Below are 13,629 nucleotides of genomic sequence, written 5' to 3'. Positions count from 1 at the left end.
TAAATTTTAATTACAAATTTAGAAACTAAAAAACTATAGCATGGAGATCAAACAAAATATATTGGACGCAGTAAATGAGTGGCTTACGCCAATATTTGACACCGCTACACAAGAAGAAATTAAAGAATTGATGACTACCTCGGCTACAGAACTGGAAGAGCGTTTTTATAAAAATCTTGAATTTGGAACTGGTGGAATGCGAGGAGTTATGGGTGTAGGAAACAATCGCATCAATAAATATACGCTAGGAAAAACTACGCAAGGACTTTCTGATTACTTGCATATTGCATTTCCTAACCAACCTTTGAAAGCGGTTATTGCTTACGATTGTCGTCATAATAGCGATACTTTGGCCAAATTAGTTGCGGATGTTTTCTCAGCTAACGGAATTGAAGTGTATTTGTTTTCGGAATTGAGACCCACACCGGAATTGTCATTTGCGGTGAAACATTTAGGTTGTCAATGCGGAATAGTTCTAACTGCTTCTCACAATCCCCCGGAATATAACGGATACAAAGTGTACTGGCAAGATGGTGGACAAATTGTGCCACCGGAAGATGAGGGAATCATCTCTGTTATCGAGAATTTAAATTACAATCAAATCAAGTTTACTGCCAATGAAGATTTGATACATTATATTGATACCGAAGTTGATGAAGCTTTTATCAAATCGACTATCGAGAACGCCAGCTTTGGAACTTCGGCTGACGCCAAAAAAAATCTGGATATCGTTTTCACCTCTTTGCATGGGACTTCCATAACGTTAGTGCCTGATACTTTAGCACAAGCGGGTTACACGAATGTGAATATTGTTGAAGAACAAAGAGTGCCGAATGGTGATTTCCCAACTGTAAAATCTCCAAATCCAGAGGAGCCAGAAGCACTGACAATGGCATTGGCTTTGGCTGATAAAACAAATTCGGATATTGTTATTGGGACTGATCCTGACTGTGACCGTTTAGGAGTTGCCGTTAGAAACAACGAAGGCAAAATGATATTGCTAAACGGAAATCAAACCATGATTTTGATGACTGCATTTTTATTGGAACAATGGAAAAAAGCAGGGAAAATCAATGGAAAACAATTTGTAGGTTCTACAATCGTTTCTACTCCTATGATGATGGAACTAGCTACAAACTACGATGTAGAATGCAAAGTGGGTTTGACTGGTTTCAAATGGATTGCCAAGATGATTAAGGATTTTCCTGAATTGGAATTCATAGGCGGTGGTGAAGAAAGTTTTGGTTACATGGTAGGTGATGCCGTACGCGATAAAGATGCTGTTGCGGCTACTTTATTGATTTGTGAACTTGCGGCTCAAGCCAAAGCTAAAGGAAGCACGGTTTACAAAGAATTACTACAACTGTATGTTGATAACGGTTTTTATAAAGAATACTTAGTTTCATTGACTAAAAAAGGAATGGATGGTTTGCAGGAAATCAATCAGATGATGATTGACATGAGAGAAAATCCATTGAAAGAAATCAACGGACAACGTGTGATTATGCTGGAAGATTACCAATCATCGATAGCGAAAAATTTGCTTACGGATGAGGAAACCAAAATGAATATTCCAAAATCAAACGTATTGATTTACTACACGGAAGATGGTTCTAAAATTTGCGCCAGACCAAGCGGAACGGAACCTAAAATAAAATTTTACATCAGTGTAAATACAGAATTGGAATCAGTTGAAGATTTCAAAGATGTAGAAAGCATTTTAAACGAAAAGATTAAAAATATTATTATTGCAATGCAATTGAACTAATGGACAGAAATTTAATAAAATTAATTCCTTTTACTAAACCGTACAAAACTCATATTATTTGGAATGTGATATACAACGTTCTTTATGCCTTGTTCAGCACTATTTCTATGTTGACTCTGCTTCCAGTACTCCAAGTACTTTTTGGAAAAATCAAAACAATTGAAAAAGAGCCAATATATACCGGAATCGGAAATATAAAAGATTACGGAACTGATCTTTTGTATTTTAAAATAACCGAATTAACAAAAGATAACAGTCCTCAGTTTGCCCTTTTACTTGTCGTTTCTTTGGTAATCGTCACTTTTTTATTCAAAAATTTGTTTAATTACCTTGCTTCTCACCACATCATGCACCTCAAAAATGGCGTGTTACGCGATTTACGAAAATCAATGTATGACAAAATAATTGAATTACCAATATCCTACTATTCAGAAAAAAGAAAAGGAGATATTATGGCGCGAATGCTGGGTGATGTCAACGAGGTTCAAAATTCTTTTTTTTCGATACTGGAACTGATTGTTAAAGAACCATTAACGATTGTGTTTGCAATAGTCACCATGTTTTTTATAAGCGTAGAACTTACGTTTTTTGTTTTAGTTTTTATTCCGATTTCGGGATTTATAATTTCAAAAATCGCTAAAAATTTGAGAGCACAATCCTTACAGGCACAAAAAGAAAGTGGATTTCTGATTTCAATAGTAGATGAAAGTTTGGGCGGTTTGAAAGTGATTAAAAGCTATAATGCAGAACCTAATTTTAAAAACAGATTCAACGGTTCGGTAACCCGATTATTGCATTTATCAAATAGCATAGGAGACAAAAATAATTTGGCAACGCCATTGAGTGAATTTTTAGGAATTACAACAATAGCTGCATTGTTATGGTATGGTGGAAACTTAGTGTTAATTGACAAAACTCTTGAAGGTGCCGCTTTTATTGTTTTTCTTACGTTGGCCTTCAATATTCTAACTCCTGCCAAAGCCATTTCTAAAGCATCTTATGCTGTGAAAAATGGTCTAGCCGCTGCAGAACGGGTTTTTGAGGTTTTGGAAGTCGAAAATGAAATTACTTCAAAAGAAAATGCCATAGAAAAAAATACTTTCGATTCGAACATAACCCTCCATAACATCAATTTTAAATACGAAAAAGAAAATGTTTTAAAGGACTTTACGCTTGAAGTCAAAAAAGGACAAACGGTGGCTCTTGTCGGGCAATCCGGAAGCGGAAAAAGTACCATTGCTAATTTGCTCACCCGTTTTTATGACACAAGTGAAGGCGAAATCACCATTGACGGAACAAACATAAAAGATTTTAGTTTAAAATCACTTCGAGGTTTGATGGGCCTGGTTACACAGGACAGCATTTTATTTAATGACACGATCAAAGCCAATGTCGCATTGGGAAAAATAGACGCTACAGATGAGGAGATTATTGAAGCGCTGAAAATTGCCAATGCCTATGAATTTGTCAAAGATTTACCGTTAGGTATTCACACGAACATAGGAGACAGCGGAAACAAACTTTCTGGTGGACAAAAACAACGCTTATCCATTGCCAGAGCCGTTTTGAAAAACCCTCCGATAATGATTCTGGATGAAGCGACATCAGCATTGGATACTGAAAGCGAAAAGTTCGTGCAAGTAGCATTAGAAAACATGATGCAAAACAGAACTTCCATTGTTATTGCGCACCGCCTTTCTACAATTCAAAAAGCAGATTTGATTGTTGTGATGCAAAAAGGAAAAATAGTGGAGCAAGGAAAGCACGACGAACTAATTGCATTGAATGGCATGTATAATAAATTAGTGTCTATGCAATCTTTCGAATAACGATGAAGAACACCGTTTTTCGTGACCATTAAAATCTTTAAAGTATATTATTTTTTAAATCTTTAAGTCTGAAAAATGTACATCACCAATCCAAACATAAAACTTCCTGAAGATCCAGATACTGTTGTTTGGAAATACCTGGACTTATCTAAGTTTTTAGATTTATTGATGTCCGACAAATTATTCATGTCACGGTCGGATAAATTCGAAGATCAATATGAAGGTACTTTCAGCGAACCCACTTTCGAGGAAATAAAAAAGCTTTCGACTGACAATCCTGACTTTTTAAACTATTACAAAACACATCGGGAAAAAGTAGCGATTAGCAGCTGGCACATCAATGAATATGAATCGTTCGCCATGTGGCAAATTTTCACACAAAACAGTGAAGGTTTGGCAATTCAGTCTACAATTGGGCGTTTGCAAAAATCGCTTATTCCTGAAATAAATTTCAAGCAATATATTGGGGAAGTAAATTATATTGATTACAAAAAAGAACACATTCCGTTTGACGATATGTTTTTCCCTTTTTTATTCAAACGAAAAAGTTTTCAATATGAAGGCGAAGTACGCATTATCACTGACATTGGCGAAAGCGATATAAAAATAAATGATGGATTAAAAATTAATGTAGACATCAATCAGTTAATCGAAAAAATTTACATTCATCCCAAATCCGAAAACTGGTATAAAAACCTAGTCATTCGACTAGTTAAGCAACTTGGTTTTGATTTCACGATTGAGAAATCAGACTTGGAAAGTGATATTTTGATTTAAAATCAGTGTTTCTAAACCGGCTCATATCCAATTATTTTCCATTCCTTTTTTGACAAATCGATATAGTAATAATTCACCACATCTTTCTTATCAAATTCGCCGTTTTTATTGGTATCCTCAACCGTTCTATAGTACAGACGATTATTAGAACCAATCAATTTCCAATCAATTAATTCCTGAAAATCAGAAGATATTTTAGTGAATTTCTCGCCGCTTATTTCGCTTAAATACAATGCTTTAATATCACTTGTATCTAATTTTCCATCTTTATTTGTATCCATATCAACCATCGTGTATACCATAATTTGATTATTGGTATTATCAGCAACCGACTTCAGATACGTAGCTGTTTGAATCAAAACAGGTTTGTCTGTTAATTTCCTGATGGAATCCGAATCAACTTTTTGAAATTTTAAATTCTGCAGAAAACCAGTAATTTCAAATTCGCCATAATTTGATATGGTAAAACTCAAATCATTAACACTGGAAGAACCATACCTCGATTTTATCCCTTTTTCACGAATGCTTAAATCCGCCACAGGATGAATCAAATAATCCGTTCCTTCCATTTGAAGTGGTAAATCGGCAATTTGTATCTGGGTTGAATCAGCTTTAGCAAGTTCTTTTGCTCTATTTGTTCCATCGTAGGTAACTTTTGGTTTTTCAACCTCCTCTTTACAACTAGCTAAAAGCAAAAATGCAACTCCTAATATTGTGATAGATAATTTTTTCATGTTGTTGTACTATTATAATTCAAATGTAGTCATTTTTAAAAATGGTAATGGCATTCAATACTTGATTTAACGAATTAAAATTGGGTTAAACTTTAGTAATTCTTTACGGTTATAACTTCGCAGTCAATTTCACATTAAAAACTCTGGTGGTCATATAATTGGGAATTGCATATTGATTTTTAGAATATACATCGCGAACCCAAGTATTCGTAATGGCATTTTGGTTGTCAAAAAGATTAAAAATCTCTAAACCTATCGCCAACTCTTTAAAATCTTTAAACCAACCCGTATTCTTTTTTACGGTTGTATTATCGATAAAAACTTTGGAGAAACCTAAATCCACACGACGGTAATCATTCAACCTGTTTTGATACAGATAAGGATCGGCATACGACGGCGAACCTCCCGGCAATCCAGTATTGTAAATTAAATTTAGGTACAATTTTATACTTGGAATATTAGGCATATAATCTTGAAATAAGAGCCCAAATTTTAATCTTTGATCTGTAGGTCTGGCAATATATCCTTTATCATTGCTGTTTTCTTCTGTTTTCAAATAACCAAAACTAAACCAAGATTCTGTTCCTGGCACAAATTCCCCATTCAAGCGAACGTCTAATCCTTGCGCGTACGCTGTTGCATTATTGTTGGCAGCGTAACGAATGCGAACATTGTCAATGGTGTACGTATTTACATCTGTCAGCGATTTATAATACAACTCCGAAACCAATTTAAAAGGACGTTCCCACATTTTGAAACTATAATCATTCCCAAAAACAAAATGAACAGATTGTTGCGCCTTCGTATTGGGTTGCACGATTCCATCGGCATCTCTCAATTCCCTGTAAAATGGCGGCTGATGGTATAAACCTCCCGAAAGTCTGAAAACCAAATCTTTCTCCCAATCTGGTTTTATCGCAAATTGTGCTCTTGGACTAAAAGTAACCTGTGATTTTCCTGTTACAGTAGCGCCTATAACTTCCCAATTGTGCATGCGAACTCCGGCATTATACCAAACTTTACTCGAACCAATATTCGATTTCAAACTCCATTGACCATAGCCTGAAAATCTGTTGATAGAATTAAAATTAGTTGCCCGGATATTTTGATACGGAACAAGCGATCCAGTGTAAGGCGAATACGGTTGATCATTTTTAGGCAAATCAATAATTGGTGGATTCAATGAAAAACCAGCCGAATCAATTACCTCCCACTCTATTATTCTGTCACGAATGGATTCACGTGTATATTTTATACCCCATTCAAATTGGTTTTCTTTCCAATCGTGGAATCCTTTTATCTCAGTATTTACAATTAAGGCATCCAAATCATTTCTTGCATGACTCAACTGAGAACCAATTCCTCTTGTAAAAGCAACTTCTCCAAACGTTTCTGATCCAATACTGGAATCCACTTCGCCTAAACGGTATTGGGCGAAAATATCAAAATATTCTTGTTCTAAAGTCTGAAAAACAGAACCGATAAATTTCAAAGTAAAGTTATCCGAAAGATTGAAAGTTGTCTTTAAAGCTCCAAAATAAGTATCGTATTTATCTTTTTCCTGACCTTCATAAAAAACAGTCAGTGCCATAGGATTATCGATTGTTCCAAAATTAGTCTGTCTCGTCAATGGCTGATATTGGTATTTATTTTGAGAAATATTCCCCAGAAAACTCCATTGCCATTTAGCCGAAGACTGATAGCTTATATTGGTTTGAATATCCGCAAAGGATGGCGTAAAATTTGTTTGCGTTTCTTGGCTTTTTACCAAAAGGCTGTTGTTACGGTATCTGACTCCCGTTACTGCAGACCACTTTTTATCGTTGGAAACCGCATCAATAGAGAGACTTCCTCCAAGAAAACTCGCTTCAAGGCTTGCGCCAAATCTAACCGGCTTCCTGTAAGTAATATCTAAAACAGAGGATAATTTATCTCCAAACTTCGCCTGAAAACCACCCGCCGAGAAATCAATATTTTGTACCAAATCCGTATTGGTAAAACTCAATCCTTCTTGTTGTCCAGACCGAATCAAAAACGGGCGATAGACTTCAATTTCATTTACATAGACCAAATTCTCGTCGTAATTCCCACCGCGCACCGCGTACTGCGTACTCAATTCGTTGTTAGAATTTACTCCGGGCAAGGTTTTCAAAATGTTTTCGATACCAGCATTAGCGCCCGGAATTTTTCGGATCATTTCAGGCTCAATTGTAGTAACACCCTGAATTAATTTTCTGTTATTCGATGTCACAATTACTTCACCGATTTGTTCTTCCTGATCGCTCATCACTGGGTTGAACTCTTTTTGTTCATTGGAATCCAAAGAAAAAGCAATCGTAATTTTTTTCAAAGAGACGTGCGTAAAAACTAACGTTACTTTTTGGTTCGCAGGGACTTTTAGATCATAAAATCCATTTTTATTGGAGTGAGTGCCAACATTGGAATACGAAACATTTACGTTTTCTACCGGTTGATTGTTTTTGTCCAAAATAACTCCTTTTATTCTAGCCGTTTGGGCCAATAAAGTTAGGCTTGCGAAGCAAAAAAAGAAAACAAAAATTAATTTATTAGTCCTCAAGTGATTTGGTTTTTATTTTTTTAAGCTTATGAAAAAGCGAGTTTCAAAGACTGTCGAATTTCCTACATTATCCACCACCACAAGTTTTAAATCATTGGCACCATCAGCAACAATTCCATCACTGAAATAATGAGTTAATTTTCTGGTTTTATTATCGTATTCGAATAATACCCATTTTCCGTTTAAATAGCCATTGTATGATTTTATGCCTGACAATTCATCGTAAATGGAAAGCTGAATTGTTTTTTGCTCGCTAATCCATTTTCCTTCTATGGGAATAGCAATGCTTATTTTTGGCGCGACCATATCCGAAACCAATGCATATTTACCTAAAATTTTAACCTTCGTATTGAAAACGTTGTCCTTTCTGTAGGTGGGATTGTAATTTATTTTTTTTCCTTCGATTCTGCCGATAAACATTTTTTGTCTTTGCTCTTCAGTCGATTTTGCGTCTTCAATTGAAACCGTAAAATTAGTGTGAGCAGGAACCGTATCCTCATGTAAAAATAATGTGTCATTTTTTACATCAAAATTTAGATCAAAATCTTCATAAAAAGTTCCCGCAGGAAAGAAAACCGACATGTTTGCCAGCGCAAAATTACTGTCTTTGTTTGCTTTTACAAAATAATTAGATTGAATTGACTCCTTAAGGATTACAGTAGGTAGAACATCATATTTGATTGGAATGGCTATAGTTTTTTTATTTCCAAAGAAATCCGAAACTTCAATACGATATTGCGATGCTAAATTAGGAGTTACTTGTAAAATCCCCTTATTTTCATCGGCTTGAATAAAACTTAAATTATATGGGCTTTTCATGAATAATTTCTGAACGCGTTGTTGCATTTTCTTGTACCGAGAATAATCAATCAGCGCATTGATGTAACGCATATCATCAAATGAATACGTATTAAATTCGTATCCGAAGTTTGGTTTACCATTATAAAAAGACTGCACTTTATACACTCCGTTATTATTAAACGAAACGTCATCATTGTCATAAGCCGAAATGCCAAAACCTATTGCGCCATTGGCCACCACTTTATCCGATAAATAGGTCCCATCTTTTTGCAACGAGACATTCAGTAATAAAGCTCGCTTTGAATTATTGACTGTGGTTTTTGAATCTAAAGGGTACACATAAACTCCTGATATGATGGGCTTCTTCGTGTCTTTTAAAAATTTATTAAAACCAAAAAGCATCGGATTGATAATAAACTCAGTTTTAGAATCCCGAAATTCAAAATGCAAATGTGGTCCTTCTGAAGCTCCTGTATTTCCAGAAAAAGCAATGATTTCGCCTTTTTTCACCACCATTTCACCGCGCTTAAAAAACATTTCGATTTCAAACGATTGTTCTGCATATTGTGTTTTCTTGATGTAGTTCTCTATTTCACCGTTGGCAATTTTCAAATGCCCATAAACGGAGGTAAAACCATTCGGATGATTTACGTAAATTGTTTTTCCGTTACCAAATGTAGATATCTTTATTCTTGACACGTAACCATCGGCCACAGCGTATACTTTTAATCCTTCTTTTTGTTGCGTTCTCAAATCAAAACCTGCATGAAAATGATTGGGCCTTAACTCTCCAAAATTCCCGGATAATTGCATCGGAATATCCAAAGGTGATCTGAAATACTCTTTTGGATAATCAACTTGCGCAAAAACAGCCGTACAAAACAGTAAAAAAATCAAAGGAAATCTCATGGTTTACATTTTTGCTAAGATAAAAAAAGTATTCAAATCATCACTAAAAAAAACAGTTCGTAACCATTTGTAAAACTGATATTTAATTAATTTAATGCAAAAAAAATAATAAAATATTGCAAAATTAAAAAGGAATACTAACTTTGTATGATTATGTAATGAATAAGATATATAATGAGTGCGATTGCAGAAATTATTGATACTCTTGAAAATAAAGTCGAAAAACTTTTCAATAAAATGAAAAGTTTAGAGAAAAATAATCAAGATTTGAAAAACGAATTAATAAAAACTGCATCCATAATACAAAGTCAATCACAAGAGATTGAAGCGCTAAAAACGCAGTATGAAACTCTAAAAGTCGCAAATTCATTACTAGGCAGTGACGATAATAAAAGAGATACAAAGCTTAAAATAAATTCATTAATTCGAGAAATTGATTACTGTATAGCGCAGCTATCCGATTAATAAAAGATATGGACGAAAAGCTTAAAATTAAAATATCAATCGCAGATAGAGTTTACCCGTTAACGGTTGATTTCTCTCAGGAAGAAGGTCTTAGAAGCGCTTCGAAAAAGATTGATAAAATGATTAAGCAATTTGAAGAAAATTACGCTGTTCGTGACAAACAAGATGTTTTGGCAATGTGTGCCTTACAATTTGCGTCACAAACAGAACAAAAACAAATTGATAATGCCATTGACGGAGAAGCTACAATTGAAAGAATAAAAAAAATCAATGCGGTTTTAGATCAATATCTCGACAAATAAACGTTCTTTACAAAAACTAAGATACTGCCTACATTAGTTCATATTTGGTAAACTCAACACTAACAATTTAGAATGAGCAAATCATCACTACTAAAGCATGCCACGCTCCGGCGAGGAAACTTGAACAGTGAGTTAGCTCAAAACTTGTCTTTTCGAGTTTATTCAATCACTCTAATGTAGGCTTTTTTATACATAAATTTTAACAAACATGGACAACATATTAACGATTATTATTTCAGGAATTATAGGTATTGCGGGAGGTTTTGCTATCGCCAAATTGATAGAAAAAAGCAATATTTCAAACTTAATTAAAAATTCAAAAAAAGAGGCTGCATCCATTTTAAAAGATGCTAACCTGGAAGCTGAAAACATTAAAAAAGATAAAATTCTACAAGCAAAAGAGAAATTTATTGAATTGAAATCAGAGCATGAACAAGTTATTTTATCACGTGATAAAAAAGTTGCTGAGATAGAAAAAAGAGTTCGTGATAAAGAATCTCAAATATCTAACGAATTATCAAAAGCTAAAAAAGTAAATGATGATTTTGAATCTAAAACTTTAGAATACGCCACTAAAATTGAAAATCTAGATAAAAAACAAGTTGAAGTTGATAAATTACACAAAAGTCAATTGCAACAGTTAGAAGTTATATCTGGTTTATCTGCCGAAGAAGCTAAAGATCAATTGGTAGAAGGATTAAAAGCAGAAGCTAAAAGCAAAGCAATGTCGCACATTCAAGATACTATTGAAGAGGCAAAATTGACAGCACAACAAGAAGCTAAAAAAATCATCATCAATACCATTCAACGAGTAGGAACTGAAGAAGCAGTAGAAAACTGTGTTTCGGTATTCAACATTGAATCAGATGATGTAAAAGGTAGAATTATTGGTCGTGAAGGAAGAAATATTCGCGCACTGGAAGCTGCAACCGGCGTAGAGATTATTGTAGATGACACACCGGAAGCGATTATCCTTTCTTGTTTTGATCCTGTACGCAGAGAAATTGCACGATTGGCATTACATAAACTAGTTACTGACGGTAGAATTCACCCGGCTCGTATTGAAGAAGTAGTAGCAAAAACTGCTAAACAAATTGACGATGAAATCATAGAAGTTGGTAAACGTACCGTTATCGATTTAGGAATTCACGGATTACATCCTGAATTGATTAAAGTCGTAGGACGTATGAAATACCGTTCTTCTTACGGACAGAATTTACTGCAACACTCCCGTGAAGTTTCTAAACTTTGTGGAATTATGGCTGCTGAACTTGGACTTAACGTAAAATTGGCTAAAAGAGCGGGTTTATTACACGATATTGGTAAAGTTCCAGACGCCGAAAGTGATTTACCACACGCTTTATTAGGAATGCAGTGGGCTGAGAAATACGGTGAAAAAGAAGAGGTTTGTAACGCTATTGGAGCGCATCACGATGAAATTGAAATGAAATCATTATTATCACCAATCATTCAGGTTTGTGATGCTATTTCTGGAGCGAGACCGGGAGCGAGAAGACAAGTATTAGATTCTTACATTCAACGTTTGAAAGACCTTGAAGAAGTGGCTTATGGATTCAGCGGTGTGAAAAATGCTTATGCTATTCAAGCTGGTCGAGAACTCCGAGTAATTGTAGAAAGCGAAAAAGTTTCGGATGAAAATGCTGCAAGCTTATCTTTTGATATCTCACAAAAAATACAAACAGAAATGACTTATCCTGGACAGGTCAAAGTAACTGTTATACGTGAAACAAGAGCGGTAAATATTGCTAAATAAAATAAAGGCAATCTTCAAAATAGAAAGACGTATTGATGTAAAATCGATACGTCTTTTTTTATTTTATAATGCAGCAATGTTATTTGTCGTCCAACAATTTTCTTGGATGAAATGAATTCAGAACATTTGCTAGAAACCTTCTGTCAAGGTGCACATATATCTCTGTGGTAGTTATGGATTCATGACCCAGCATCAACTGTATCGAACGCAAATCAGCACCGTTTTCAAGAAGATGAGTCGCAAAAGAATGACGTAAAGTATGTGGACTGATTGTTTTATAAAGATCAATTTTTACAGCCAAATTCTTGATAATCGTAAAAATCATAGCTCGTGTCAATTGTTTTCCTCTTCTATTTAAAAACAATGTGTCTTCAAAACCCTTTTGAATCGTAAGATGTTTTCGAGTAGTATTCCTATAAATCTGAATGTATTTTTGCGTAAAATCACTGATTGGAACGAAACGTTGTTTATTCCCTTTCCCAGTTATTTTGATAAAACCTTCATCAAAAAATAAATCCGATATTTTTAATGCAACTAGTTCCGAAACCCGAAGTCCGCAACCATATAGGGTTTCAAGTATGGCGCGATTGCGCTCTCCTTCATTAGAGCTTAAATCAATAGCTGCGATAAGTCGATCAATTTCTTCTACAGATAAAGTATCCGGAAGTTTTCGCCCTGTTTTAGGTGTTTCGATTAATTCTAACGGATTGTCAATTCTATAATCTTCAAAAATCAAATAGCTGAAAAAACTTTTCAGACCAGAAATAATTCTGGCTTGCGAACGCGGATTGACTTCTTTTGCAACGTTATAAATAAACTGTTGCACGGTTTCATCACTAATATTAATTGGGGAAACATCGATTTCATTTGTCTCTAAAAAAAGGCACAAACGTTCAATATCAAAAGAATAGTTTTCTATTGTATTCTTCGATAAACCGCGTTCAATTTTTAAATACGATTGATAATTTTTTATGTAGCTATCCCAATTCATGGCTACAAAGAAACACTTTTTGAGCATTAAAAAACCACTCCGAAGAGTGGTTTTTACGTATTTTGATGCGAAAAAATTATTTTCCCCATTTGCCACCACCCACATAAAATCCTAAATGGATTCCTACATAGGAATTAGCTACAGTGCCTTTGTTATTGCCATTTATGTCTTGTAAAGTAGATTTAGGCACTAAATTATACTCTAGTCCCATTCTGAATTTTCCCCACTCAAAACCACCTCGTACCAATGCTCCCACTTTACCTGTTGCATCTACATTTACATCAGTAGAATTATTTGTATCATCAAACTGTACATTTGCGATACTATAATATCCCGCGCCAGTTCCTATGTAAGGAACAAAAGACTTCCCTGACGCATTAAAATAATAATCATAAGTGGCCACATATGAGCCGTTAGCTGAGGCTTTTGCACTAGTAGTGGCACCAGAATCATTTACATCGCGAACAATCGCAGCTACTCCTATTCTTAAACCAACATTCATATTATCTTTGATGTTGTATTTTGGTTCCAAAGATAAAAGTATACCGCCACCACCATTGGTAGGTACAATTCCTAAATCCAGACCAACTCTAAAACCGCCTTCTTTTTGTGCATAGCCACTGAGACTCAATAAAGCAATAAATACCGATAAAATAATTTTTTTCATTTTTTTTTAATTTGTTATTAATAAGGATATAAAA

11 protein-coding genes are annotated in these 13,629 nt (G+C 34.7%); 6 read left to right on the top strand and 5 right to left on the bottom strand.

The genetic code is table 11. The features are described 5' to 3' along the window. Window positions 1–40 precede the first annotated feature (40 nt). The 3 genes from ACP7AV_RS14760 (at window position 41) to ACP7AV_RS14750 (ending at window position 4,374) form a co-directional block, all read left to right on the top strand. On the top strand, window positions 41–1,768 hold the full coding sequence (locus ACP7AV_RS14760; protein ID WP_426092600.1) for a phospho-sugar mutase: 1,728 nt from the start codon (window positions 41–43) through the stop codon (window positions 1,766–1,768). Continuing rightward, a complete protein-coding gene (locus tag ACP7AV_RS14755; RefSeq protein ID WP_426092599.1) occupies window positions 1,768–3,597 on the top strand; it encodes an ABC transporter ATP-binding protein in 1,830 nt (609 codons plus the stop codon). The genes ACP7AV_RS14760 and ACP7AV_RS14755 overlap by 1 nt, the downstream gene beginning before the upstream one ends. Window positions 3,598–3,672: 75 nt before the next feature. Continuing rightward, window positions 3,673–4,374 (top strand): hypothetical protein, encoded by a 702-nt coding sequence (locus ACP7AV_RS14750; protein WP_426092598.1) that lies wholly within the window; start codon window positions 3,673–3,675, stop codon window positions 4,372–4,374. An 11-nt stretch (window positions 4,375–4,385) separates the two neighbouring features. On the opposite strand, the gene ACP7AV_RS14745 is transcribed toward ACP7AV_RS14750, so the two are convergent. From ACP7AV_RS14745 to ACP7AV_RS14735, 3 genes are all read right to left on the bottom strand, one after another. Further along, on the bottom strand, window positions 4,386–5,108 hold the full coding sequence (locus tag ACP7AV_RS14745) for a hypothetical protein (RefSeq protein ID WP_426092597.1): 723 nt from the start codon (window positions 5,106–5,108) through the stop codon (window positions 4,386–4,388). 109 nt (window positions 5,109–5,217) lie between these two features. Next, window positions 5,218–7,686: a TonB-dependent receptor gene (locus tag ACP7AV_RS14740; RefSeq protein ID WP_426092596.1), complete on the bottom strand. Its 2,469-nt coding sequence runs from the start codon at window positions 7,684–7,686 to the stop codon at window positions 5,218–5,220. A gap of 12 nt (window positions 7,687–7,698) precedes the next feature. Next, window positions 7,699–9,396: a M23 family metallopeptidase gene (locus ACP7AV_RS14735; protein ID WP_426092595.1), complete on the bottom strand. Its 1,698-nt coding sequence runs from the start codon at window positions 9,394–9,396 to the stop codon at window positions 7,699–7,701. Window positions 9,397–9,570: 174 nt separating this feature from the next. Between ACP7AV_RS14735 and ACP7AV_RS14730 the strand changes: the two genes are divergently transcribed. The 3 genes from ACP7AV_RS14730 to rny all read left to right on the top strand — a co-directional run bounded on the left by ACP7AV_RS14730 (window position 9,571) and on the right by rny (window position 11,937). Further along, on the top strand, window positions 9,571–9,861 hold the full coding sequence (locus ACP7AV_RS14730) for a hypothetical protein (RefSeq protein ID WP_426063526.1): 291 nt from the start codon (window positions 9,571–9,573) through the stop codon (window positions 9,859–9,861). Window positions 9,862–9,869: 8 nt separating this feature from the next. Further along, on the top strand, window positions 9,870–10,163 hold the full coding sequence (locus ACP7AV_RS14725) for a cell division protein ZapA (protein WP_091203538.1): 294 nt from the start codon (window positions 9,870–9,872) through the stop codon (window positions 10,161–10,163). A gap of 208 nt (window positions 10,164–10,371) precedes the next feature. Next, the gene (gene rny / locus ACP7AV_RS14720) at window positions 10,372–11,937 is read left to right on the top strand and encodes a ribonuclease Y (protein WP_426063525.1); all 1,566 of its coding nucleotides are present in this window, start codon (window positions 10,372–10,374) and stop codon (window positions 11,935–11,937) included. 79 nt (window positions 11,938–12,016) lie between these two features. Here the strand turns inward: rny and xerD are convergent, their stop codons facing one another. Both xerD and ACP7AV_RS14710 read right to left on the bottom strand, forming a co-directional pair. After that, on the bottom strand, window positions 12,017–12,928 hold the full coding sequence (xerD, locus tag ACP7AV_RS14715) for a site-specific tyrosine recombinase XerD (RefSeq protein WP_426092594.1): 912 nt from the start codon (window positions 12,926–12,928) through the stop codon (window positions 12,017–12,019). A gap of 76 nt (window positions 12,929–13,004) precedes the next feature. Further along, window positions 13,005–13,595: a hypothetical protein gene (locus ACP7AV_RS14710; RefSeq protein WP_426092593.1), complete on the bottom strand. Its 591-nt coding sequence runs from the start codon at window positions 13,593–13,595 to the stop codon at window positions 13,005–13,007. Window positions 13,596–13,629 lie beyond the last annotated feature (34 nt).

Source organism: Flavobacterium sp. DSR3-2, from assembly GCF_049896525.1.
GTDB lineage: Bacteria > Bacteroidota > Bacteroidia > Flavobacteriales > Flavobacteriaceae > Flavobacterium.
This window is presented reverse-complemented; position numbering and strand designations above follow the sequence as displayed.

Bases quoted from the DNA above. Each gene is read 5' to 3' on its own strand.
- ACP7AV_RS14760 (WP_426092600.1), top strand. From the start codon at position 41: ATGGAGATCAAACAAAATATATTGGACGCAGTAAATGAGTGGCTTACG.
- ACP7AV_RS14755 (WP_426092599.1), top strand. From the start codon at position 1,768: ATGGACAGAAATTTAATAAAATTAATTCCTTTTACTAAACCGTACAAA.
- ACP7AV_RS14750 (WP_426092598.1), top strand. From the start codon at position 3,673: ATGTACATCACCAATCCAAACATAAAACTTCCTGAAGATCCAGATACT.
- ACP7AV_RS14745 (WP_426092597.1), bottom strand. From the start codon at position 5,108: ATGAAAAAATTATCTATCACAATATTAGGAGTTGCATTTTTGCTTTTA.
- ACP7AV_RS14735 (WP_426092595.1), bottom strand. From the start codon at position 9,396: ATGAGATTTCCTTTGATTTTTTTACTGTTTTGTACGGCTGTTTTTGCG.
- ACP7AV_RS14730 (WP_426063526.1), top strand. From the start codon at position 9,571: ATGAGTGCGATTGCAGAAATTATTGATACTCTTGAAAATAAAGTCGAA.
- ACP7AV_RS14725 (WP_091203538.1), top strand. From the start codon at position 9,870: ATGGACGAAAAGCTTAAAATTAAAATATCAATCGCAGATAGAGTTTAC.
- rny (WP_426063525.1), top strand. From the start codon at position 10,372: ATGGACAACATATTAACGATTATTATTTCAGGAATTATAGGTATTGCG.
- xerD (WP_426092594.1), bottom strand. From the start codon at position 12,928: ATGAATTGGGATAGCTACATAAAAAATTATCAATCGTATTTAAAAATT.
- ACP7AV_RS14710 (WP_426092593.1), bottom strand. From the start codon at position 13,595: ATGAAAAAAATTATTTTATCGGTATTTATTGCTTTATTGAGTCTCAGT.